This is a genomic window from Amycolatopsis sp. cmx-11-12, from assembly GCF_046269425.1.
Taxonomy (GTDB): domain Bacteria; phylum Actinomycetota; class Actinomycetes; order Mycobacteriales; family Pseudonocardiaceae; genus Amycolatopsis.
On sequence record NZ_JADNQM010000004.1, the window covers coordinates 264,352 to 286,821 of the forward strand.

At 67.5% G+C, this 22,470-nt stretch carries 23 protein-coding genes and 1 tRNA gene; 13 read left to right on the forward strand and 11 right to left on the reverse strand.

Features of this window, described 5'->3' with window-relative positions; translation table 11 throughout:
* Positions 1–29: 29 nt before the first annotated feature.
* Complete coding sequence (locus ACLARN_RS07790) at positions 30–944, reverse strand: LLM class flavin-dependent oxidoreductase (protein ID WP_409490606.1); 915 nt, start codon at positions 942–944, stop codon at positions 30–32.
* An 86-nt stretch (positions 945–1,030) separates the two neighbouring features.
* Here ACLARN_RS07790 and ACLARN_RS07795 point away from each other — a divergent pair, with 86 nt between their 5' ends.
* Together ACLARN_RS07795 and ACLARN_RS07800 are read left to right on the forward strand one after the other, a co-directional pair.
* Positions 1,031–1,795, forward strand: coding sequence for a helix-turn-helix domain-containing protein (locus ACLARN_RS07795; protein ID WP_409490607.1), 765 nt, complete (start codon positions 1,031–1,033; stop codon positions 1,793–1,795).
* A 47-nt stretch (positions 1,796–1,842) separates the two neighbouring features.
* Positions 1,843–3,027 carry a PQQ-dependent sugar dehydrogenase gene (locus ACLARN_RS07800; RefSeq protein ID WP_409490608.1) on the forward strand — a complete coding sequence of 395 codons (1,185 nt, stop codon included), beginning with the start codon at positions 1,843–1,845 and terminating at the stop codon, positions 3,025–3,027.
* Here the strand turns inward: ACLARN_RS07800 and ACLARN_RS07805 are convergent.
* Positions 3,024–3,749 carry an SDR family NAD(P)-dependent oxidoreductase gene (locus ACLARN_RS07805; RefSeq protein WP_409490609.1) on the reverse strand — a complete coding sequence of 242 codons (726 nt, stop codon included), beginning with the start codon at positions 3,747–3,749 and terminating at the stop codon, positions 3,024–3,026. The genes ACLARN_RS07800 and ACLARN_RS07805 overlap by 4 nt on opposite strands.
* A 31-nt stretch (positions 3,750–3,780) precedes the next feature.
* Here ACLARN_RS07805 and ACLARN_RS07810 point away from each other — a divergent pair, with 31 nt between their 5' ends.
* The gene (locus ACLARN_RS07810; RefSeq protein WP_409490610.1) at positions 3,781–4,302 is read left to right on the forward strand and encodes an isochorismatase family protein; all 522 of its coding nucleotides are present in this window, start codon (positions 3,781–3,783) and stop codon (positions 4,300–4,302) included.
* A 3-nt stretch (positions 4,303–4,305) separates the two neighbouring features.
* Complete coding sequence (locus ACLARN_RS07815) at positions 4,306–4,698, forward strand: NUDIX hydrolase (RefSeq protein ID WP_409490611.1); 393 nt, start codon at positions 4,306–4,308, stop codon at positions 4,696–4,698.
* Positions 4,699–4,807: 109 nt separating this feature from the next.
* On the opposite strand, the gene ACLARN_RS07820 is transcribed toward ACLARN_RS07815, so the two are convergent.
* From ACLARN_RS07820 to ACLARN_RS07830, 3 genes are all read right to left on the reverse strand, one after another.
* The gene (locus ACLARN_RS07820; RefSeq protein WP_409490612.1) at positions 4,808–5,167 is read right to left on the reverse strand and encodes a hypothetical protein; all 360 of its coding nucleotides are present in this window, start codon (positions 5,165–5,167) and stop codon (positions 4,808–4,810) included.
* Between the two features lie 44 nt (positions 5,168–5,211).
* Positions 5,212–5,805, reverse strand: a complete 594-nt coding sequence (locus ACLARN_RS07825; protein WP_409490733.1) for a TetR family transcriptional regulator — start codon at positions 5,803–5,805, stop codon at positions 5,212–5,214.
* Between the two features lie 98 nt (positions 5,806–5,903).
* On the reverse strand, positions 5,904–6,854 hold the full coding sequence (locus tag ACLARN_RS07830; protein ID WP_409490613.1) for an acyl-CoA desaturase: 951 nt from the start codon (positions 6,852–6,854) through the stop codon (positions 5,904–5,906).
* A gap of 175 nt (positions 6,855–7,029) precedes the next feature.
* Between ACLARN_RS07830 and ACLARN_RS07835 the strand changes: the two genes are divergently transcribed.
* From ACLARN_RS07835 to ACLARN_RS07855, 5 genes are all read left to right on the forward strand, one after another.
* Positions 7,030–7,101: transfer RNA gene (locus ACLARN_RS07835), tRNA-Gln, on the forward strand.
* A gap of 43 nt (positions 7,102–7,144) precedes the next feature.
* On the forward strand, positions 7,145–8,893 hold the full coding sequence (locus ACLARN_RS07840; RefSeq protein ID WP_409490614.1) for a diguanylate cyclase domain-containing protein: 1,749 nt from the start codon (positions 7,145–7,147) through the stop codon (positions 8,891–8,893).
* Between the two features lie 44 nt (positions 8,894–8,937).
* A complete protein-coding gene (gene glmU, locus ACLARN_RS07845; protein ID WP_409490615.1) occupies positions 8,938–10,425 on the forward strand; it encodes a bifunctional UDP-N-acetylglucosamine diphosphorylase/glucosamine-1-phosphate N-acetyltransferase GlmU in 1,488 nt (495 codons plus the stop codon).
* The gene (locus ACLARN_RS07850; protein ID WP_076159325.1) at positions 10,422–11,402 is read left to right on the forward strand and encodes a ribose-phosphate diphosphokinase; all 981 of its coding nucleotides are present in this window, start codon (positions 10,422–10,424) and stop codon (positions 11,400–11,402) included. The genes glmU and ACLARN_RS07850 overlap by 4 nt, the downstream gene beginning before the upstream one ends.
* A gap of 129 nt (positions 11,403–11,531) precedes the next feature.
* Positions 11,532–12,401 (forward strand): TIGR03621 family F420-dependent LLM class oxidoreductase, encoded by an 870-nt coding sequence (locus tag ACLARN_RS07855; RefSeq protein ID WP_409490616.1) that lies wholly within the window; start codon positions 11,532–11,534, stop codon positions 12,399–12,401.
* Here ACLARN_RS07855 and ACLARN_RS07860 read toward each other — a convergent pair.
* Both ACLARN_RS07860 and ACLARN_RS07865 read right to left on the reverse strand, forming a co-directional pair.
* Positions 12,395–13,012: an NAD(P)-dependent oxidoreductase gene (locus ACLARN_RS07860; protein WP_409490617.1), complete on the reverse strand. Its 618-nt coding sequence runs from the start codon at positions 13,010–13,012 to the stop codon at positions 12,395–12,397. The two genes, ACLARN_RS07855 and ACLARN_RS07860, sit on opposite strands and share 7 nt — an antisense overlap.
* A 95-nt stretch (positions 13,013–13,107) precedes the next feature.
* Positions 13,108–14,229, reverse strand: coding sequence for a hypothetical protein (locus tag ACLARN_RS07865; protein ID WP_409490618.1), 1,122 nt, complete (start codon positions 14,227–14,229; stop codon positions 13,108–13,110).
* A 340-nt stretch (positions 14,230–14,569) separates the two neighbouring features.
* Here ACLARN_RS07865 and ACLARN_RS07870 point away from each other — a divergent pair, with 340 nt between their 5' ends.
* From ACLARN_RS07870 to ACLARN_RS07885, 4 genes are all read left to right on the forward strand, one after another.
* Complete coding sequence (locus ACLARN_RS07870; RefSeq protein ID WP_409490619.1) at positions 14,570–15,181, forward strand: 50S ribosomal protein L25/general stress protein Ctc; 612 nt, start codon at positions 14,570–14,572, stop codon at positions 15,179–15,181.
* A 10-nt stretch (positions 15,182–15,191) separates the two neighbouring features.
* Positions 15,192–15,788: an aminoacyl-tRNA hydrolase gene (pth, locus tag ACLARN_RS07875; RefSeq protein WP_409490620.1), complete on the forward strand. Its 597-nt coding sequence runs from the start codon at positions 15,192–15,194 to the stop codon at positions 15,786–15,788.
* A 159-nt stretch (positions 15,789–15,947) separates the two neighbouring features.
* Positions 15,948–16,307, forward strand: a complete 360-nt coding sequence (locus tag ACLARN_RS07880) for a DivIVA domain-containing protein (protein WP_409490621.1) — start codon at positions 15,948–15,950, stop codon at positions 16,305–16,307.
* Positions 16,307–16,636 (forward strand): DivIVA domain-containing protein, encoded by a 330-nt coding sequence (locus ACLARN_RS07885; protein WP_409490622.1) that lies wholly within the window; start codon positions 16,307–16,309, stop codon positions 16,634–16,636. The genes ACLARN_RS07880 and ACLARN_RS07885 overlap by 1 nt, the downstream gene beginning before the upstream one ends.
* Positions 16,637–16,685: 49 nt before the next feature.
* Here the strand turns inward: ACLARN_RS07885 and ACLARN_RS07890 are convergent, their stop codons facing one another.
* The 4 genes from ACLARN_RS07890 to ACLARN_RS07905 form a co-directional block, all read right to left on the reverse strand.
* The gene (locus ACLARN_RS07890; RefSeq protein WP_409490623.1) at positions 16,686–18,377 is read right to left on the reverse strand and encodes a fatty acyl-AMP ligase; all 1,692 of its coding nucleotides are present in this window, start codon (positions 18,375–18,377) and stop codon (positions 16,686–16,688) included.
* Between the two features lie 51 nt (positions 18,378–18,428).
* Positions 18,429–20,201, reverse strand: coding sequence for an ATP-binding cassette domain-containing protein (locus tag ACLARN_RS07895; protein ID WP_409490624.1), 1,773 nt, complete (start codon positions 20,199–20,201; stop codon positions 18,429–18,431).
* 68 nt (positions 20,202–20,269) lie between these two features.
* Positions 20,270–21,235, reverse strand: a complete 966-nt coding sequence (locus ACLARN_RS07900) for a 4-(cytidine 5'-diphospho)-2-C-methyl-D-erythritol kinase (protein WP_409490625.1) — start codon at positions 21,233–21,235, stop codon at positions 20,270–20,272.
* Positions 21,236–21,356: 121 nt separating this feature from the next.
* The gene (locus ACLARN_RS07905; protein WP_409490626.1) at positions 21,357–22,367 is read right to left on the reverse strand and encodes a methionine ABC transporter ATP-binding protein; all 1,011 of its coding nucleotides are present in this window, start codon (positions 22,365–22,367) and stop codon (positions 21,357–21,359) included.
* Positions 22,368–22,470 lie beyond the last annotated feature (103 nt).

Below are 22,470 nucleotides of genomic sequence, written 5' to 3' on the forward strand. Positions count from 1 at the left end.
CGTGGGGGCACCGACAGTTCGCCGCGCGATTACCTGGGCAGGGCCTCGACCACCTTCGGAAGCTGCTCGTCGAACTCGGCCGGTTCCTGCGTGGCGATGCGGATCAGCACGTGTTCGGCACCCGCGTCCGCGTATTCGCGAAGCCTCTCGGCGACCTCCTCGCGACTACCCGCGATCTGCACTTGGATCTTCTCGACGAAGTCCAGCGGAGCGCCGTAGTTCCGCCATGCGTAGTCCTCCAGCCGCTCGCGGGCCCGGACCGGGTCGTCCTCGATGAGCACTGTCGCGAACAACGCGGGCGTCACCGGACGTACGGCTGCTTCGCGGATCTTCGCGAGGCCATCGACGTAATCGGTGACGTCGGGTGGGTACGGCAGCCAGCCGTCGTAAAGCCGCCCCGCGCGTTCCAGCGCACCCGGCGTGAACGCGGCCAGCCACACCGGCGGACCACCAAGACGATGCGGCTCCGGGTACTCCGGAAGCGTGTCGTAATACAGGACCTCGCCGTGGAACGGACCGCTCTCGCCGCTCCACACGTGCCGCCACAGCGCGACGATGTCGTCGAGCCGCGCGCGGCGGCGCTCCCACGGGACGCGGGTGAAGGCGAACTCCGGTTCGCTGCGCCCGGCGAACCCGGCGCCGACGCCGAGGGTGATCCGGCCCTGGCTGATCAGGTCGAGGGAAAGGATCGCGTTCGCGGACAGCAGCGGATCCCGCAGTGCCGGGAGCAGCGCGGCGGTGCCGAGGGTGACCCGTTCGGTTCTGGCGGCGAACGCGCCGAGCAACGTCAACGGATCGATTGGGGCTTTCGCCAAGGTGTCGCCGACCCAGACCGAATCGAGGCCGAGGCGTTCGGCCTCGACAGCGATGGCGACCATTTCCGGCGCGGTGCGCCCGGCGTCGAGGATGGACCGATAAGTGGGGACGACCAGACCGAATGTCATGCCAGGAGCATCTCCGCGCCGGGGAATCGTCTCAATTCCTTCGAGGGAATGGCGCCGCCGAGCGCGTCTCGGCCAGGATGGCGACCATGGTTTCCGGATTCGGCCCCGCGCTCAAGGGCTGGCGTGAGCGGCGGCGGTTGTCCCAGCTGGAACTGGCGCTACGAGCCGGGACCACCCAACGGCACGTGAGTTTCCTGGAAGGCGGCCGTTCGATCCCCGGCCGCGGCCTGGTGCTGCGCGTCGCCGAATCGCTCGAACTCCCCCTCCGCGAACGCAACGGTTTGCTGCTCGCGGCCGGTTTCGCCCCCGGTTTCCCCGAAACGTCGCTAGACGATCCCAGGCTCCTGCCCGTCCTCGAAGGCATGCGGCGCCTGCTCGACGGGCACCGGCCGTACCCGGCCATCGTGGTCGACCGCCACGGCGTGCTGGTCGCCCAAAACGACGCACTCGACCTGCTCTTCGAGGACGTGGCGCCGGAACTCCTGGAAGAACCGGTCAACACCTTGCGGCTCGCTCTGCATCCGAAAGGGATGGCACCGCGTGTCCGGAACCTCGCCGATTGGGCGCGGCACATCCTCGAACGGCTGACCCAGGAGATCGCGCACGCGCCCGACGAGCGACTGACCACGTTGCTCGCCGAACTCGAAAGTTACGTTCCGGCGCCCGAGCCGCCGGGACCCGATCATCTCGGGTTCGCCGTCCCGATGCGGTTGTCCACTTCGGCGGGCGAACTGCGGCTGATCACGGCCATCACGACGTTCGCGACGGCCGCCGACGTCACGGTGTCGGAACTGAAGCTGGAGACGTTCCTTCCGGCCGACGCCGAAACGGCGAAGATCCTCATCGGATGACCGGTTCGTTCCTCGCGGGCGATTGAGCACGATGGCATGCTGATGCCATGCGCACTACCGCCGTCGTCGCGATCGTCTCCCTGTCTTTACTGGTCACGGCCTGTTCCGGGGCGTCGAGCGAAACGGTGCAGAGCGCGCCGCCGGTCACCTCGAAACCCGCCGTGACGAAACTGAAGGTCGAGCAGGTGACCGCCGGGCTCGAACACGGCTGGGACGTCGGCTTCCTGCCGGACGGGAAGATCCTCGTCACCCAGCGCCCCGGGAAGCTGGCCCTGATCGACAACGGCACGAAGCGCGACGTCGCCGCCGATTTCTCCGACGTCCACGTACGCGGCGAGGGCGGCCTGATGGGAATGGTGATCAGCAAGGACTTCGCGACGTCGCGCGAGTTCATCACCTGCCAGACCCACAAGGAAGGGGACAACGCCGTCGACATCCGGCTGGTCACCTGGAAGCTGTCCGAGGACAGCGCGAGCGCCACCAAGGTCAAGGACCTGCTGACCGGGCTGCCGGTGAACTCGAGCGGACGGCACTCGGGCTGCCGCCCGGCGTTCGGCGCGGACGGCGCGTTGCTCGTCGGCACCGGCGACACCGCGCGCCCCGCCTTCCCGCAGGACCGCACGAGCCTCGGCGGCAAGGTGCTGCGCATCGACGCGAAGACCGGGAACCCGTTGCCGGACAACCCCTTCATCACGTCGACGAACCCGAACGAACAGCGTGTGTTCACCTACGGGCACCGCAACGTCCAGGGGGTCACGGTCCGGCCGGGGTCGGGGCAGGTGTTCACCGCGGAGCACGGGCCGACCATCGACGACGAAGTCAACATGGAACGCGCAGGCGGAAACTACGGCTGGGACCCGTCCAAAGGTGGCACCGAAACCAGCTACGACGAAAGCGTTCCGATGACCGACACGCAGCGGTTCCCGGACGCCGTTAGTCCTTTGTGGACGACCGGCGAGATCACCGAGGCGATCTGCGGCGCCGAGTTCCTCACCGGATCGCAGTGGGGCGCGCTCGAAGGCTCGCTCGCCGTGACCGCGTTGAAGGGGCAGAAGCTGCTGCTGTTCCGCCTCGACGACGCGGGCAAGGTCACCGAGGTGACGCTGCCGCCGGAGTTCGACGACAAGTTCGGCAGGCTGCGGGCCGTCCGCAGCGCGCCGGACGGCGCCCTCTACGTGACGACCTCGGAAGGCGAGGACGACAAACTGCTGCGCGTCACGCCAGGCGCCTAACGGCCGAAGTGTGCGCCGCCGTTGACGTGGACGACCTGGCCGGTGACGTGCCGCGCGGCCGGGCTCGCCAGGAAGGCCACCACTTCGGCGACGTCCGCGGGCTCACCGGCGCGTTTGGTCAGCGTGTTGCCGATGAGCCACGCCCGGCGCTCGTCGCTGAGCTTGCCGTTGAAGAACTCCGTGTCCCCGACCAGTCCGGGCGCGACGATGTTCGCGGTGATCCCGCGCGGCCCGAATTCCCTTGCCACATCGACGTTCCACGCCTCCAGCGCGGCCTTGGCGGCGCCGTAGGAACCGGCTCCGGTGTGCGCGGCGATGGAACCGATGGTGACGATCCGCGCGCCGTCGGCGAGCCTCTCCCGCAAGGCGCGGGTGACCAGCACGGCACTGAACACGTTCGCGTCCAGATTCGCCTGCCAGCTCGCGGCGAACGCCTTCAGGTCGTCGCCGGATCCATTCCGGAAATCCGTGTTCCCACCCGCGTTGTTGACCAGGACGTCGACTCGCTCCGGCAGGTCGCCCAGCGCCCGCTCCACGGCGTCAGGGTCGGCCGCGTCGAACGGGACCGGATTCGCGCCGAGCAACGTCGCGGCCTCGGTGAGAACCTGTTCGCGACGGCCGGTGATCGTCACCCGGTCGCCCTGAGCGGCGAACGCCGCCGCGACCGCGTAACCGATTCCCGTTCCACCGCCGGTGATCACTACTTCCCTGTGCTGCCCCATACCTCCAGCATAGGCACACTAGGCTCCCGGCATGACGAAGATCGACCCGGCGACGACGGCGCTCGTCCTGATCGACCTCCAGACGCGGATCGTCGCGTTGGAGACAGTCCCCATCGAAGGCACTGAAGTCGTCTCGAACGCCGTCCTGCTGCGGGACGCCTTCAGCGCCGCCGGCTCACCGATCGTCCACGTGCGGGCGCACCGGCCGGACGTCGACGAACAGCCACCTGGCAGCGAACTGGTCGCCGAGTTGACGCCACGCGACGGCGAACACCTGATCACCAAGCACACGATCGGTGCGTTCTACCGCACCGGACTCGACGAACTCCTGCGCGGATTCGGCGTGAAGACGCTGGTGCTCGGCGGGATCGCCACGGAATACGGCGTCGAATCGACGCTGCGTGCCGCGATCGACCACGGCTACGAGACCATCGCCGTTTCGGACGCGATGACCGGGATCGCCGCGATCTCCCACGAATCGGCGATCACCAAGGTGTTCCCGAGGCTCGGCGAAGTCCTGACGACCGCCGAGACCGCAGCGGCGCTGGGCTGAGCCGTGATCGACAAGATCGCGTGGCTCCTGCTGCGGAACGGCCGGATCCTGAGCACCCGTTCGCGCGGCAAGTCCGCGTTCTACCTGCCGGGCGGCAAACGTGACGCCGGCGAAACCGATGCCGAGACCCTGATCCGGGAGATCCGCGAAGAACTGACCGTCGAGATCGCCCCGGCGAGCATCACGCCCGCCGGAGTCTTCGAGGCACAGGCGGACGGGCACGCGTCGGGGATCGTGGTCCGGATGACCTGCTACACCGCCGAATTCGCCGGAACGCTCGCGGCCAGCAGCGAGATCGACGAGGTCGCCTGGCTCGGCTACGCGGACAGGGACAGGGTCTCCGCGGTGGACAAGATCATCTTCGACCACCTGCGGGAGACCGGCCTCCTGCGCTGACGGCTACTTGAGCTTGTCCAGGCACAGCACCCACTCCTGCGGCAGCAAGCCACTGGGCCGGTGCCAGGAGAGCTTCGCGTCAGTGGACGGCGCCTGGGCGCAGGTGTCGTCACTGAAAGAGACCGAAGGTTTCTTCTCGACCGCGAGGACCTTGTAGCCGGCCGCGGCGCAATCGACCTTCACGATCGGCGGCCTCCGACTTCCCTTGGAAAAGATAGGCGTCGACGGCGGGATACTCGTCGCATTCCACACCGCCTGAAAAGCGAAAAGCGACTTCCGACGTACTTTCCCATTTGCCGACGACCTTGAAGTTCGCGTCCGGCGTTCCGCATTCGGAATTTTCGACATTGCTCGGTTTATCGATCTCACCCTTGAGACAGGCGCCGACCTCGGTGTTCATCTCCAGGATCATGGCGCCGAAGATGCCCAGGACAACGACGGGCTTCAGCCACGTCTTCTTTCTCGGCACCAGCCTCACCGGCCGGAAAACGTTACCTCCGCGCGGCCGAGATCTCAGTACAGTCGCAGCTTCGGCTTGTGCTCCAAATTGGACAGACCGTTCCAGGCGAGGTTGACCAGATGCGCGGCGACCTCGTCCCGCTTCGGTTTCCTGGCGTCGAGCCACCACTGCCCGGTCAGCGCGACCATCCCGACGAGCGCCTGCGCGTACAGCGCGGCCAGCTTCTCGTCGTAGCCCCGCGCGGCGAACTGCTGCGCGAGGATGTGCTCGACCTGGCTGGCGATGTCGTTCAGGACGGTGGAGAACGTGCCCGTCGAACTCGCGACCGGCGAATCCCGCACGAGGATGCGGAAACCGTCGTGCGAGTCTTCGACGTAGGAGAGCAAAGCGATCGCCGCCTGCTCCAGCATCGCCCTCGGGTGTCCACCGTGGAGAGTGGAGACCATCCTGTCGAGCAGTAGCTGCGTTTCACGGTCGACGACGACGGCGTAGATGCCTTCCTTGCCGCCGAAGTGCTCGTACACCACCGGTTTGGAGACGTTCGCGCGGTGCGCGATCTCCTCGATGGAGGTGCCCTCGAAACCCTTTTCCGCGAAAAGGGCTCTGGCGACGATGAGCAGTTGCTGCCTGCGCTCGGTCCCCGTCATCCGCACCCGGGCCACCGGAGCGACTGGACGCGCCCCGGTGACCGCTTCACGTTTGGTTCGCCGTCTCCCCGCCATCGCAGAAGACTAACGTGACCTCGCTATTTGCTTTCGGCGGTGATGCGCGCGAGGCGCTGCGGGGTCGGCCAGCGCACGTCATAGGCCCAGCCGAACTTCTCGAAGATCCAGATGAGCCGCGCGGAAATGTCGATCTGACCGCGCTGCACGCCGTGCCGGGCCGAGGTCGGGTCGGCGTGGTGCAGGTTGTGCCACGACTCGCCGAAGGAGAAGATCGCCAACGGCCAGAAGTTGGCCGACTTGTCACGGGCGGCGAACGGACGCTCGCCGATCATGTGGCAGACCGAGTTGACCGACCAGGTCACGTGGTGCAGCACGCAGACGCGCACCAGCCCGGCCCAGAAGAACGCGGTCAGCGCGCCCCAGAACGACCAGGTGATCAGCCCGCCGAGCAGCGCGGGCAGGGTCAGGGTGAGCAGGCTCCACAGCCAGAACAGTTCGTCGACCTTCTTGATGGCCGGGTCCTTCACCAGATCCGGCGCGAACCGTTCGGCGTTGCTCTGGTCGCGGTCGAACAGCCAGCCCATGTGGGCGTGCCAGAAACCCTTGGCGATGGCGACCGGTGTCGTCCCGAACAGCCACGGCGAATGCGGGTCGCCGTCACGGTCGGAGAAGGCGTGGTGGCGCCGGTGGTCGGCGACCCAGGTGATCACGGGGCCTTGGACGGCCATGCTGCCGGCGATCGCCATCGCGACGCGCAGCCACGGCTTGGCCTTGAACGAACCGTGCGTGAAGTAGCGGTGATACGAGACGGTGATACCGAGTCCGCTGATCGCGTAGAAGACCACGAAGAGTCCGACGTCGACCCAGGTCAGTCCCCAGCCCCAGGCGAACGGGACGGCCACGAGCAGCGCGGCGAGCGGAAAGATGACCCCGAGGTAGACCGAGAGCTGCACGCCGCTCGATCGATGTCCTTCGATTACCGGCTTGGGGCCCTTCGCGGGCTTCTGGGAACGGTCGAGGGTAGCCGTCATGCAGTCACTTCTTTTCTATGCGCAACCCTTGAGGTTTGTCCCTAAGGGTGACCTTACCTACGATGCCGTAAGTTACGGTACAGGAGGTTTCGTCCCCTGTGGAGTGCCCGCGACTGTGAGGCAACCCCCGGGCGCACGGGGAGGTCTCCGGCATGGCTATCCTGACCAGGATCGATCCGCCGTAGTGTAATCGGCAGCACTTCAGATTTTGGTTCTGACAGTTCAGGTTCGAATCCTGGCGGCGGAGCAGACGAACAGATGACCAGCGGCGTTTCCAACGGTGGGGGTGTGTGCGGCTGACCGAGGACGCGACGACCAGTAGCAGGCGGCCGGCGCTTGCGGAGATGTCCGACGCCTGGCTTCACGGTCGCGCGCGCGAACTCGGCGCGGCCATCCAGCGCGTCAGCTTCGCCGAGCAGCTGGACATCGTCACCAGCCTTGACGAACTCCTCGACGAGACACAGCGCCGCGGCGAACCTTTGCTGGTCGCCCAGCTGCTGCGCTATTCGGCGATGGCCAGGCTGGTCACCCGCGGTCTCGCCGCCGAAGCCGAACCCAGGCTCGACGAGATGCTCGCGCACACCAGGCGGCACGGTCTCGCGCTGATGCGGGCCGACGCGCACGCCATGCGCGGCCGCCGCCTGGTGATCGCCAAGCAAGAGGACGCCGCCCTCACCGAGATCGCCAGGGCGCTGGCCATCCTCGACGACTCCGCGGTCCCGGACCGCCAGGTCGGGAGGCGCAACTGGGACCGGATGCTGTCCACGACCCTGGTCGACTGCTGGCTGGTGCTGAATCAGCTGGGCGTCTACGAGGCGGCCGAAGAGGCCATCGCCCGCGCCGCGCAGGCGATCCGCGACAGCGCGAGCCCGCACGAGATCGCGCTCCAGCTGATCAACCGGGTCAAGATGCTGCTGGGCTGGGGCCTGCGGCTCGAACGCATCGAACGGTACGACGAGGGAGCGGACAAGTTCCGCACCGCGGCGTCGATGGCGCAGGCCGCCGAGGGTCCGTTCACCGAGTCACTGTTCCCCCGCAAGGCCAATGTGCCCGCGATCGACCAGGTCGGCGTGCTCGCCGCTGCGGCCGCGCTGGCTTCGCCCGATTCGTCTCATATCGACCGGCTGAACGCGCTGCTGAATCCGGAACTGGTGTTCCCGCACGAACGCGAGATCATCGCCATCGCGCTGGCCCGCTGCCTGGACAACAGCGGCCGCCGCGAGGACGCGCTGCAGGTGCTCAAAGAGGTTCGCGAGGACAACGAGGACGGCTCGCTGCCGTCGATGCGGCTGAACCTCGCCCGCGAGCTGGCCAGGCTCGACACCACCCCGGACTACGCGTCGGGGGCGAGCCAGTCCCTGATCGACTACGCGACCATCCTCGAATCGGAGATGTGGTCGCTGCGGGAATCGCAGATCGCCACGCTCAACGCGCGGCGGGAACACGAACGGCTGTCCGCCGAGCACGGCGCGATCACCCAGCAAGCCCTTCAGGACCCGCTCACCGGGCTCCCGAACCGCCGCGCGCTCGACGAAAAGCTGCGTTCGCTGGCGTCGTCCGCGGACGCCCAGCCGCTCGCGGTCGCGCTGGTCGACCTCGACGGTTTCAAGGACGTCAACGACAAGCAGTCGCACGCCGAAGGCGACAACGTGCTCCGTGTCATCGCGAGCACGCTGCGCGACGCCCTGCGCGGCGACGACGTCGTCGCCCGATACGGCGGTGACGAGTTCATCGTGCTTCTACCTGGGGCTCCGGCGTCGGCGGCGAAGCAGGCGCTGGGTCGTTCTGTGAATGCCGTCGCATCTTTGCCGCACCACCTTTCGCATGGCGTCACCCTCTCCGTCGGGCTCGTTTCACTTCGGCCGCAGGAGCGGGCCGAACAGGTCCTGGCGCGTGCCGACGCGGCCATGTACCAGGCGAAACGTGGCGGCGGGAACCAGGTGTCGTCGGTGAACTCGATGGCCATCGATCCGGCGACCGGATGGCCAGGCGAGGATGCTCCGACCGACCCCGCGTGGGACGCCGAGCAGCCCACGTAGGATCAATGCCCGACAACCACCGTTGGTGAAATGTTGGGAGTGCCGTGACCGGCCCGCTGAGCACGTTGATCCTCGCCGCGGGTGAGGGCACCCGCATGCGCTCGTCCACCCCGAAGGTGCTGCACCCGATCGCCGGCCGTCCGCTGGTCGAGCACGCGGTCCGGGCGGCGGCGGGACTGAGTCCGGAACACCTGGTCGTGGTCATCGGCCACGGTCGCGACTCGGTCGGCGCGCAGCTGGCGAAGGTCGGCGAGGCGCTCGGGCGCGAGGTCGTCACGGCCGTCCAGGAGGAGCAGAAGGGCACCGGGCACGCCGTGTCTTGCGCGCTCTCGGCGCTGCCGGGCGGACTGACCGGCACCGTCGTCGTCAGCTACGGCGACGTCCCGCTGCTCGACACCGAAACACTCGCTTCCCTGGTCGCGGAGCACACGTCGACCGGTAACGCGGTCACCGTGCTGACCGCGGTCGTCGAGAACCCGACCGGTTACGGCCGGATCATCCGCGACGAGAACGGTGTCGTCACCTCCATCGTCGAGCAGAAGGACGCCACCCCCGAACAGCACGAAATCGCCGAAATCAACTCCGGCGTCTACGCCTTCGACGCTTCGGTGCTGGTCGACGGTCTCTCGAAACTTTCCACTGACAACGCGCAGGGCGAGCTCTACCTCACCGACGTCCTCGGCATCGCCCGCGGCGACGGCAAGGGAGTCGGCGCGCTGGTCATCGACGACCCGTGGGTGACCGAAGGCGTCAACGACCGCGTGCAGCTCTCCGTCCTCGGCGCCGAACTGAACCGGCGCATCGTCCGCGGCTGGCAGCGGGCGGGCGTCACCGTCGTCGACCCGTCGAGTACCTGGATCGACGCGGGCGTGACCTTGTCGCGTGACGTCGTCATCGAACCCGGAGTGCAGCTGAAGGGCTCGACGTCGGTCGGCGAAGGCGCGCAGGTCGGCCCGGACAGCACTCTGGACAACGTCTCCGTCGGCGCTGGCGCGTCAGTGGTGCGGACGCACGGTTCCGATTCGGAACTGGGCGACGGCGTGAAGGTCGGCCCGTTCACCTACCTGCGTCCCGGTACCAAACTGGGGACCAAGGCCAAGCTCGGCGCGTTCGTCGAAACGAAGAAGGCGGACATCGGCGCCGGGACGAAGGTTCCGCACCTGACCTACGTCGGCGACGCGACCATCGGTGAGAACAGCAACATCGGTTGTTCCAGCGTTTTCGTCAATTACGACGGCGTGAACAAGCACCACACCACGATCGGCTCCCATGTGCGGCTCGGCGCGGACAACACGTTCGTCGCCCCGGTGACCATCGGCGATGGCGCCTACAGTGGGGCAGGCACCGTGATCAGGCAAGACGTGCCCCCGGGCGCGCTCGCCGTCTCCACCGGGCCGCAGCGCAACATCGAAGACTGGGTGACCCGGCGCAGGCCGCGCACACCCGCGGCGGAAGCAGCTTCCGCCGCGAAGCAGGACACCACCGCCGTGTCCGATTCAAATAAGGGAAACGACGGGGAGTCGCCAGCATGAGTTCGAAGTCCGGCACACCGAAGAAGAACCTGATGCTCTTCTCCGGGCGCGCACACCCGGAGCTCGCCGAAGAGGTCGCCAAGCACCTCAACGTGACGGTCGTCCCGCAGACCGCGCACAACTTCGCCAACGGGGAGATCTTCGTCCGGTTCAACGAATCGGTGCGCGGGACCGACGCGTTCGTGATCCAGAGCCACCCGGCGCCTATCAACGAGTGGGTGATGGAGCAGCTGATCATGGTGGACGCCCTCAAGCGGGCGAGCGCCAAGCGGATCACCGTGATCATGCCGTTCTACCCGTACGCGCGTCAGGACAAGAAGCACAAGGGCCGCGAGCCGATCTCCGCGCGCCTGATCGCGGACCTGTTCAAGACCGCGGGCGCCGACCGGATCATGACGGTCGACCTGCACACCGCGCAGATCCAGGGCTTCTTCGACGGCCCCGTCGACCACCTGCTCGCGCAGAACGTGCTGGCCGCGCACATCAACAAGACCTACCACGGCGAGAACATCACCGTCGTCTCGCCGGACTCGGGCCGCGTGCGGCTCGCCGAGAAGTGGGCGGCGCAGCTGGGTGACCGGCCGATCGCCTTCATCCACAAGACCCGCGACCCGGACAAGCCGAACCAGGCCGTCGCCAACCGCGTCGTCGGCAAGGTCCGCGGTCAGCTGTGCGTGCTGATCGACGACATGATCGACACCGGCGGCACGATCGTGAAGGCCACCGAGGCCCTGCTCGACGAAGGCGCCGCCGACGTCGTCATCGCCTCGACCCACGGCATCCTGTCCGACCCCGCCACCGAGCGGCTTTCGAACTGCAAGGCGCGTGAGGTGATCGTCACCAACACGCTGCCGATCCCGGAGGAGAAGCGGTTCCCGGGCCTGACCGTGCTGTCCATCGCGCCGCTGCTGGCGCAGGCGATCCAGCAGGTCTTCGAGGACGGGTCGGTCACGTCCCTCTTCGACGGCAACGCCTGATCTCATCGAAGCAAGGGACCTTTGCTCCCGCTCTCTTCCGGAGAGTGAGAGCAAAGGTCCCTTGCTTCGTTTTCGGCTCCTCGCGAAACGACGCGCGCCGGAACTCCCAGTGTGGCTAGGTTGCCGTTCATGGGGAAATTCAAGTTCGGCGTGAACCTGTGGGGCGCCGAGAACCGCGAAGCCTGGGGCGCGAAGTGCCTTCGCGTCGAGGCCCTCGGATACGACGTCATCTCCGTGCCCGATCATCTCGGACCGGGACGGGACGCGCCTTTTCCGGCCTTGACCATGGCTGCCGCAGTGACCCAGCGGCCACGCGTAGGCACTCTCGTCTCCAACGTGCCCTTCTACAACTTCGCGCTCTTCGCACGCGAAGTCGCCACGACGGTGAAGATGACCGGCGACCGGCTGGACCTCGGCCTCGGCTCCGGCCACATGAAGTCGGAATTCGACGGTGCCGGCCTACCGTGGACTCCTGCCAAGGAACGCATCGAGTATCTCGCCAAGAGCCTCGACCACCTGCGCGAACACTTCGAGAGCGAGGGGATCACGCCTCCGCCGCTGCTCCTCGCGGGCAACAGCGACGGCGTGCTCTCCCTCGCCGCCCGCCACGCCGACATCGCCGGCTTCGCGGGTCTTCGTCAAGCAACTGGCAAGCCGCCGGGCACCTTCCGTCTCGACGACGCCGAGCGCATGGACGAACGTGTCGCCTTCTTCCGCTCACACACGAACGGCCGGGATCCCGAACTGAACATGCTCGTCCAGCGAGTCGTCGTCACGGCCGACCGGCGCGCGGCCGCCGAGGCCTGGCGTGACGACGACGAGGACGGTCTCGACGTGGACACCCTGCTCGAAACACCCCAATTGCTGTTCGGGACGGTCGACGAGATCGTCCGGCAACTCCAGGAGCGCCGCGAACGGTACGGCTTCTCCTACATCACGGTGTTCGAGCCGATGCTGGAAACGTTCGCGCCGGTCGTGAAGGAACTGTCCGGTCAGTAAGCGACGCAGAAGCGCTGGCGGCGACGCTCCGGCTTGTCGATCTCGTCGACGAACGCGATCGCGTAGTCTGCGCCGCCGATCTTCGATCCGCCGTTCTCGTCGGTCAGGAGCACGTCACCGCCGAGCCGGAAGTCGCCGGTCCGCTCACCATCGGCCCACGCGCCGAACTCGGCGGCCGGGCTGAGGTAGAACCAGTCGATGTCCTCGGGGAGCTTCCGGAACGCTTCCAGCACCTCGGCGTGCGCCCCCGCTTCGCCCTTGTACTCGTCCGGGAACTCGGGGGTGTCGATCAGCCGCGGCCCGTCCTCAGCCACGCGCAGGCTGCCGGCCCCGCCGACCACACCGATCCGGGCCCCGTTGTCCTTCGCGACCTGAGCGATCGAGGGCACCGCACCGAGCAGGCCGCTCTGCCCGTGGACCGCGATCACCAGGACGTCGGCCCCCTTGGCGACATCGGCGAGGAAAGCCTCGTCGTAAAGCGACCCCGCCCTGGTCCCCTCACCTTCGGCGTTCCTCGACACCGCCAGGACCTCGTGACCGCGGCCGCGCGCTTCCGCGGCGATCTTCCCGCCCGCGTAACCCGTTCCTCCGAACACAACCAACTTCGCCATCACGTTCTCCCTTTTCATCGGCGACAAGGCCGATGCTAAGAACGCGAGATCGACTACTTCAACGTATGTAACGCACCCGTGGGTGAGTGTGCAGGTCAGCCACCCAGCGTGGCGAACTCGGACTTGAGCTTTTCGCGGACGCCGTTGACGTCGACCGGAGCCCGGACCTCACCGCGAGCCGCAGGCTTCGCCTGGACCTGGTAGCTGGCGTTCCGATTCGGCAGCCTGAACTTGACCTCACAGGTCATGCTCGTCGTGGTGTCCCGTGCCGCGTTGGCGTCCGCCGTACAGGTCTGCGCCCCGAGAGACTGGGCGCTGAACTCGACGGTCAGTGTCAGGCGCACGGGTGTCCCGCTCACGCCGCCGATGACGGTGTTGGCGACGTCGATGGTCGCCCGGCAGGTTCCGACGAAGTCCGTGCAGTCCAGTTTGTCGTTGACCACGCTGACGCTGACCTGGGTGAGCGCGTCGAACGGCTGCCCGACCCCGCCGATCGCGCCGTCCAGATCGGTCTGGAGCTTTTTGAGCGCGTCCCCGGCGAGCGGCTCGACCCGCATCTCGGCGCCGAGCGCCTTGCCGCCGGCGGCGTCGACGAGGGAAGGCGCGAAACTGACCACACGGTGCGGCGCCGCGGTGGTCACCCGCAGCGTCCCGAGCCCGCTCCCGACGTCGTAGACCTCGGTTCCGTCAGGCAACTTCGACCGAACCGGATCGGTCAGCGGGTTCATCGCGGAGACCGCGGTCCGGAGTGTCGACGCGGCCTTGCGCGGGTTGAGCACCTCGACGGCGTTCACCGGCAGGTCCGTGCTGTCGGTGCGGACCCAGTTGGTGCCGTACTGGTCGCTGTTGCCGAGCCCGTGCGCCTTCCAGTACTCCGGGGTCGCCGAAAGGTACAGCTGCTTGTCGGCCGAGAGGACCTGGATGGTCTGACCGTCGACCGGCAGCGCGCCGTGCGCGCTGCCGTTGCGGGTGATGCGGAACAGCAATTCGGAAGGTTTGCCCGAGGCATCCTTAATTGTCGACTTGTAGACAACGGCGGGTGCCTGCTCAAGCGCCTTCAAGGCGCTCTCGACAGCGCCACGCTGCTCGGTGCGCCGATCCACCCGCTGCTGCTCGGCGGGCGAGATCCCCGCCGCCCCGTCGATCGCGACGTCGCAACCGGCCACGAGGCAGCACAAGACGGCGACCGCGCCGATCCTCAACCGTCGTGCCGGCATTCCGCCCCCTGTGTCTCGCGTGCGCAGAGATCACACCTTAGAAAAGGGGTCGCGCACCACCGCATCCGCGGGTTCCCGAAGCAGCTGTCACCGACTTGTCACCTGAACGAGCCACCCGGCGGGACCCCGGCACGACCGGTTGGTCTACACTTTCCCGGTCTCGGCGAGGCGGGTTCCGTGAGCACCTGGTGCCCGACGTGATCGACGCGGCGGCTTGAGTGGCCACCCGCGATCGAGCACGCCCGTGGAACTCGCCGCCGAACACCAGAACCGCCCCGAACCACCCCCACCTCAGCATGATTTCGCTGAACATGTTGGTGAATTGAAGGAGTGCTACACCGTGTCCGAGGTACGTCTTTCCGTCGAGCCCCGCACCGAATTCGGCAAGGGTGCCGCGCGCCGCACGCGTCGCGCCGGCAAGATCCCCGCGGTGCTGTACGGGCACGGCTCGGACCCGCGCCACTACGCCCTGCCCGCCCTCGAGTTCGCCCGCGTCGTGCGTGAGAACGGCAGCAACGCCGTCATCACCCTCGAGCTCGAGGGCAAGAGCGAGCTGGCGCTGACGAAAACCATCGTCGTCCACCCGCTGAAGAACTACATCGAGCACGTCGACCTGCTGGTCGTCATCCGCGGCGAGAAGGTCACCGTCGACATCCCCGTCGTCGTCACCGGCACCCCCGGCCCGGGCACCCTGGTCACCACCGACCTCGACGCCATCCAGATCGAGGTCGAGGCGCTGCACATCCCCGAGCAGGTCGAGGTCTCGGTCGAGGGCGTCGTCGCCGGCACCCAGATCAACGCTTCGGACGTCGTCCTGCCGAAGGGCGCCTCCCTGGTCACCGACCCCGATGCCCTGGTCGTCGCTGTGAACGAGTCGCCGTCCGAGTCCGCGCTCGAGGGCGAAGACGCGGCTGCCGAGGCGGACGAGACCACCGCCGAGTCCGCCGAATAAAGTCACTCGCGTGACCGAAGCAGCACTCCCCGGGGCCGGCGAGCAGATCCTGCTCGCCGGCCTTGGCAATCCCGGCCCCCAATACGCGGGCAACAGGCACAACGTCGGCTTCATGGTGCTCGATGAACTCGCCGGCCGTGTCGGCGGCAAGTTCAAAGCCCACAAGAGCGGCGCCGAGGTCCTCGAAGGCAGGCTCGCCGGGCAGCGCGTGGTCCTGGCGAAGCCGCGCTCGTACATGAACCTCTCGGGCGGCCCTGTGGTCGGCGTGGCCCGGTTCTACAAGATCCCCCCGGCCGGTGTCGTGGTCGTCCACGACGAGCTGGACGTCGACTTCGGCGCACTCAAGATGAAGCTGGGCGGCGGTGACAACGGTCACAACGGCCTCCGCTCGATCACCAAATCCCTGGGCACGAAGGACTACTACCGCGTCCGTTTCGGCGTCGGCCGCCCTCCGGGCCGGCAGGATCCGGCGGATTTCGTACTGAAGGATTTCTCGACGGTCGAACGCAAAGAACTCGCTTTCGAGGTCGATCGTTGCGCCGACGCCGTCGAAGCGCTGATCAGCACCGGCCTCGTCGCGGCCCAGAACACCTTCCACGCTGGGTGAACCCGCTCACATGGCAGTGCGTTACAACCCGTCACTCGAAGGCGTTTCACCACGCCCCTGATCGAGTCGTGGAATAGCGCGAGCTCTTCCGGGGAACTCTCAAACCCGCTAGGACGGAATGCGGAGATCGCATTCCCCACCGAAACCGGAGAGAGTTTCATGTCGTTTACGGCCGAAGACATCACCGGCGCCACTTTCCCGAACGCCCCGATCGGGCGACGCGGATACGCCAAACACGAGGTCGACGCGTTCCTGGAGCGGATCGCGGACACGATCTCGGACCGGGACGACCTGACGGCGGCCGAGGTCCACCACGTCATGTTCTCGCGTCCGTTGATCGGGAAGCGCGGCTACGACGAACGTGAAGTCGACGATTTCCTCGACAAGATCGAAGGGCAACTCGCCCACCGGACCGGCCAGCAGGTACTCGGCGTGCCCGGCGCGCGTGAGGAGGAGCAAGCGACCGCCGAACGCGCCGTTCCCGACCGCGGTCCTGTCGAGTTCCTGCGGGAGCGCTAGTGCCCGTCACCGCGTTCGAGGCGAGAACCCGGCAGTTCGACCGGGCACCGATCGGCGCTAGGGGCTATTACGAACCCGCGGTCGACGCCTTCCTCGAACGGGTCGCCGCCACGCTCGACGGCGACGACGACCTGTCGGTTTCGGACGTCCACAACGTGGCGTTCGCCAAAGCGCCACTCTCGAAACGAGGCTACGACCCAACTGCCGTCGACGCGTTCCTCCGTGACGTCGAAGGCACGCTGGCCGGACGTTCCCAGTCCGCCGCCTACTACATCGCGCCGGCTCTGGAACACACTCACACCCACAAGCCGCCCTGGCGACGCCGCTGACCCTCGAGAGGGACGGGCCAGCGATGTTCGCGAGCCCGTCCCTCTCGTGTCAGGTGGTCGCCGCGTTCTTGGCGATCTTGTCCGCGAACTGGGTGGCGGTCGCGGCCCGCTTCACCTTGCCCGAAGGCGTCTTGGGCAGGCTTCCCGCCGGAAGCACCACAACCGCGAAGGGACGCATGTCGACCGCGCCGCGCACCTTGGCCGCGACTTCCTTCGCCAAAGCCTTCTCGGTGTCGGGATCCCCGGCGAGTTTCGATTCGACGACGACGGCGAACCGCTCCCGGCGGCTGCCCGCGTCGATCCGCACGGCCACGGCGTTCCCCGCCCGAACCCCTTCGACCGACGTCGCCGCCCGTTCGATATCGGTCGGGTACAGGTTCCGGCCACCCATGATGATGACGTCTTTACGACGACCGCAGATCACGATCATGCCGTCGATCAGGTAGCCGAGGTCACCGGTGAGCAGCCAGCCGTTTTCGTCCTGGGTCGCGACCGGACCGGCCATGGTCAGGTACCCCGGCGTCACGGCCTCACCGCGCAGACGGATCTCTCCGACCTGGCGCTCTCCGAGCACAGTGCCCTTGTCGTCGACGATCTCGGCCTCGAGCCCGTCGAGCGGCGGCCCGAGCACCGCGAAGGAACGGACGTCATCGGTGCCGCGTCGCGGGTCGCCCTGAGGCACCGGCACCGCGCGGTTGTCCGCCTCGAGCGCGTCGGCTTCGACGACATCCAGCGTCAGTCCGGTGAACAGCGGCGCGAACGACACCGCCAGAGTCGCCTCCGCCATGCCGTACGCGGGAAAGACGCATTCGGCGGGCATCTTGAACCGCGCCCCGGCCTCGACGAACGTCTGCACTGCCGTTTCGTCGATCGGCTCAGCGCCGTTCAGCGCGATCCGAAGCTTCGAGAGGTCGTACGCGTTGTCGTCCTCTTCACGGGCCATCCGCCTGCCCACGATCGCGTAGGCGAAGTTCGGCGCGGCCGTGGTCGTGCCGTTGTACTTGCTGATCAGCCGCGGCCAGATCAACGGGCCCGACAGGAACTCGAGCGGCGTGATCTTGACGAGTTCGACGCCGAACGTCATCGGGACCGTCAGGAAACCGACCATCCCCATGTCGTGGAAGGTGGGCAGCCACGAAACCATCACGTCGACGTCGAAGTCGAACTCGGCGCGATCGACCATCGCCTTGACGTTCGAATACAGGTTTCCATAGGTGATCTGAACGGCCTTCGGATCGGCCGTCGACCCACTGGTCAGCTGCAGAAGCGCCGTGTCGGATTCGGCCGTCGGCACGGGCTCCGCCAGCGGTTCGGCCTCGAGCAGTTCGGTGATCACCTGGAAGGCGATGCCATGCTCGGTGAGCACCGGCCCCAGCTGGTCGAACGGCTCACCGAGCAGAACCAGATCGGACCCGATCATCCGCAGCACGCGAACGGTGTCCTCGGCCCACTCGGCGAGGTCGGTGCGCTGAGTGGGCTGGTGCAGCATCGTCACGCTGCCACCGGCGAGCCACACCGCCTGCACCGTCGGCGCGATCAGCGACGGCGCCGCCGCCAGGACCGCCACCGCCTTGCCGGGCTCAAGCCCGGCAGTGACCAGGCCTCCGGCGACTCGCTTTGCCTGCTCGTGAATCTCGGCCCAGGTACGCCGAACCGGCTCCTTGGGCTCCCCCGTGACCATTCCTCGCTGCTGACCTCGCCCCGCCGCAGTGGCGACGAGCGTGTCCACGAACCGACTCATGCGCGTCACAGTACTGTCCGCCCTGGAACACCCGCTCGCTGTCGAGTGAACTCACTCGATCGCTTCGGAGGTCTCGAGCCACTGGGCCTCGACCTCCTCCTTCTCCGTTTCGACGGCCTTCAGTTCAGTGTTGAGCTCGATGAGCTTCGTGGGGTCGGTCGCCGCCGCGAGCAGCGCCGCGTGCAGCTTCTCTTCCTTGGTGTGTAGCTGGTCGAGCTTGCGCTCCAGACGGGACAGTTCCTTCTGTGCCGCCCGCTGTTCCGCGGCGCTCTTCTTGGGCTCGGAGGGCTGCCCGCTGCCCGACTTCCGGTCGGCACCGGCCTTTTCCAGGCTCTTGACCCGCCGGTCGAGGTACTCCTCGATACCGCCAGGGAGGTGGGTCACGTGTCCGTCCCCGAACAAGGCGACGATCGTGTCGCAAACGCGTTCCACCAGGTACCGGTCGTGTGAAACGACGACGAGGCTGCCCGGCCACGAATCGAGCAGATCTTCCAGCTGCTGCAAAGTGTCGATATCGAGATCGTTCGTCGGTTCGTCGAGCAGCAGCACGTTGGGCTCTGCCATGAGAAGCCGGCACAGCTGGAGGCGGCGCCGTTCACCACCGGAAAGGTCTTCGACCGGGGTCCACTGCCGCGACGCGGGGAACCCCAGCTTTTCGGCCAGCTGCGACGCGGAGAGTTCCTGCTTGCCGAATACGACCCTGCCGGAGATCTCTTCGATCGCCTGCAGGACGCGGAGATCACCCGGCAGGTCGTCGAGTTCCTGCCGCAGGTGGGCGAGGCTGACCGTCTTTCCCTGGATACGGCGCCCTGTCTCGGGCTCCTTGTCGCCGCCGAGCAACTTGAGCAGCGTCGTCTTGCCGGACCCGTTGACCCCGACCAGGCCGATGCGCTCGCCGGGCCCGATCCGCCAGGTGACGTGATCAAGCAGGGTGCGGTCGCCGACGGTCAACGTGGCGTCCTCGACCTCCAGCACGGTCTTGCCCAGCCGCCGACGGGCGAACGCTTGCAGCTCGACCGAATCACGCGGCTCCGGCACATCGGAGATCAGCGCCTCTGCCGCCTCGACGCGATAACGCGGCTTCGAAGTCCTGGCCTGCGGACCGCGACGCAGCCACGCGAGTTCCTTGCGTGCCAGGTTCTGCCGCTTCTCCTCGGCCGTCGCCGCGAGCCTCGCCCGCTCCGCCCGCGCGAAGATCCAGTCCGCGTACCCGCCTTCGTACTGCTCGACGCGACCGTTGGCGACCTCCCAGGTCACGCTCGCGACCGTGTCGAGGAACCACCGGTCGTGAGTGACGACCACGACCGCGATCCTGCGGTTGAGCAGGTGATCCGCGAGCCAGCGCACACCTTCGACGTCGAGATGGTTGGTCGGTTCGTCGAGGACCACGAGGTCGAGTTCACCGGTGAGGGCCGCCGCCAGTGCGACACGGCGGCGTTCGCCACCGGATAGGTTCGTCGTCGACGTTTCGACGCCGAGAGCGGTGATCCCCAGACCATCCATAATAGACCTGACCCGCGCGTCAGCGGCCCACTCGTGCTCGGCGCCGTAGCGCTCCAGCACGACGTCGCCGACCGTGCTGCCGATCGGGAGCTCGGTCCGCTGGGTGACCACGGCCATCCGCAAGCCGCGGACTTGACTCACCCGTCCCGTATCCGGCTCACTGATCCCCGCGAGGACCTCCAGCAGCGTCGTCTTCCCGCCCCCGTTGAGACCGACGACGCCGATGCGCTGCCCCTCCGCGACACCGAGCGAAACACCGTCGAGCAGCGGGCGCACCCCGAAGGACTTGCTCACCGACTCCAGGTTGACCAAGTTGGCCATGCCTCAGCCGATCCTTTCCAAAAAGCTTGCACCACAATGAAATTAGTCGATGTCCATTTCGGACATCCTCAGGCGTGCACTCGAGGCGGCGCCGGCCGCGGCGCGTCATCCCCGCCGACCAGCCGGGCACCGGGAACCGGCCCGTGTGCGACACGCACCGTGCGACAGACCCCCGCACCGGACAGCTCCGCGGCGACCTCGACGGCCGACTGGGCATCCGCGCACAGAAAAGCGCAGGTCGGCCCAGACCCGGACACAGTGCCGGCGAGCGCACCCGCGTTGACTCCCGCCCGCAACGTGCGACGCAGCCCAGGACGCAGCGAGACGGCGGCCGCCTGCAGGTCGTTGCCGAGAAGCAGCGCCAGCTGCCGCGGATCACCGGACGCCAGCGCTTCGACCACCGGAGTGTGCGGACCGATCCGCGGCGGGCTGCCCTCGCCCCGCAATTTGTCCAGTTCGCCGAACACCCGCGGGGTCGAAAGACCACGCTGATCGAACGCCAGAACCCAATGGAACGTGTGCCTCGACAACACCGGCACCAGTTGCTCGCCTCGGCCGGTACCCAACGCGGTCCCGCCGTAGAGCGCGAAAGGAACATCGCTGCCGAGCTTGGCGGCGATACCCGCCAGTTCGTCTCGGGAGATGTCGAGCTTCCAAAGCGACGCGAGCCCCACCAGGGTCGCGGCCGCGTCAGCGCTGCCACCGGCCATCCCGCCGGCTACGGGAATGCCTTTGCGTAGCACCACCCGGACCTTGGACTCGCCGTCCGCCTTGCCGACGTGAGCCGCCAGCGCCTGCGCCGCCTTCCACGCGAGGTTGTTGGCCCCGGTCGGTACGGAACCTTCCCCTTCGCCGTAGACCTCGACGCCCGGGTCCTCGGTGACCGCGACGGTCACCTCGTCAGTGAGAGAAAGCGCCTGGAACACGGTCACCAGCTCGTGGTATCCGTCCGGGCGTACGTCACCGACCGACAGGTGCAGGTTGACCTTGGCGGGAACCCTGACGGTTACTGGGGGCGGTACGACGGCGAGCACGAGTCAAGCCTACGTGGCCGCTCCACTTGTGCTGCCACCAGGAGAAAAGAGAACAGGACGAGTCCGACACGAAAGGGCCGCCCTGGACGGATTTCGTCCCGGGCGGCCCGGTCGTGGAGGATCAGGCAGCGACGCCCTGCGGGCCGCGGACCGGGTGGGTCACGTGGCCGCCGCGTTCGGCGATCCAGGCGAGCGCGGCATCCGCACGCTCACCGCGCACACCGAGTCGGAACCTGCCGACCGGCGTGTCGCCGATCCGGGTCAGACCGCCTCCGATGGTGGCGAGTTCGACGTCGAAGCGACCTGCGGCCTCGGGCAGCAGCGCACCGACCGATGCGAAACCGACAAGCACGACGTCCACCGCGCGGTCGTACTTCGACGCCTGCGCCCGGCCGGTCTCGATCGAGGGCAGCAGCGCCTGCGCGGTCCGGCTGGTCGGGTCAGAGACCAAGTCGAGCACGGTGCCACGTTCGATGATCACCCCGGCCTCGAGAACCGCGACGTCATCGCAGACACGGCGAACCACACCGGCGTCAGGAGTGGTGAGCAGCACAGTGACTCCGAGCTCGGCGCGCGCACGGTCGAGCACGGTCAGGACCGCACCGGATTCCTCGGGCTGGACACCCGCGGTCGGATCGTCGGCCAAGAGCACGGACGGCCCGGCCGCCAGAGCCTTGGCGATGGCCACTCGGCGCAGCTGCCCCTCGGTCAGGTCACCCGGCCGCTGCCCCGCTCGCGGAGTGAGTCCGACCAGGTCGAGCAGGTTGCCGACCCGGTTACGGCGCTGCGGTCCGTCGAGGCCGAGCTGTTCGAGCGGCGACGCGATGTTGCCGGCGATGGTGCGTTCGGCGAGCAACTCCGGCTTGGTACTCACGACACCGACCTGCCGGCGGACTTCCCGCAGGCGGCGGCCGTCAAGGGTCCCGGTGTTGAGGCCGTCGAGGCGGACGACGCCCCGGTCCGGGCGCTCCTGAAGTCCGATGCAACGAGCGAGGGTCGACTTGCCGGAGCCGGCCGGACCGACGACTCCGAACAGCGAGCCGGCTTGGATGTCCACGCTGACATCGCGCAGGGCGACGACGGGATTTCCGTTGAGGGGAAAGGACTTGGACAGGTTTTCGACAGTGATCACGAAAGGCTCCATGCAAATGGGGCGCTGCTTCTTTCGAGCGCGCCAACCGTCACCGAGTGACCGTCCAGAACGGACGGGCTTCAGAGGTAAGGGAAAGACTCAG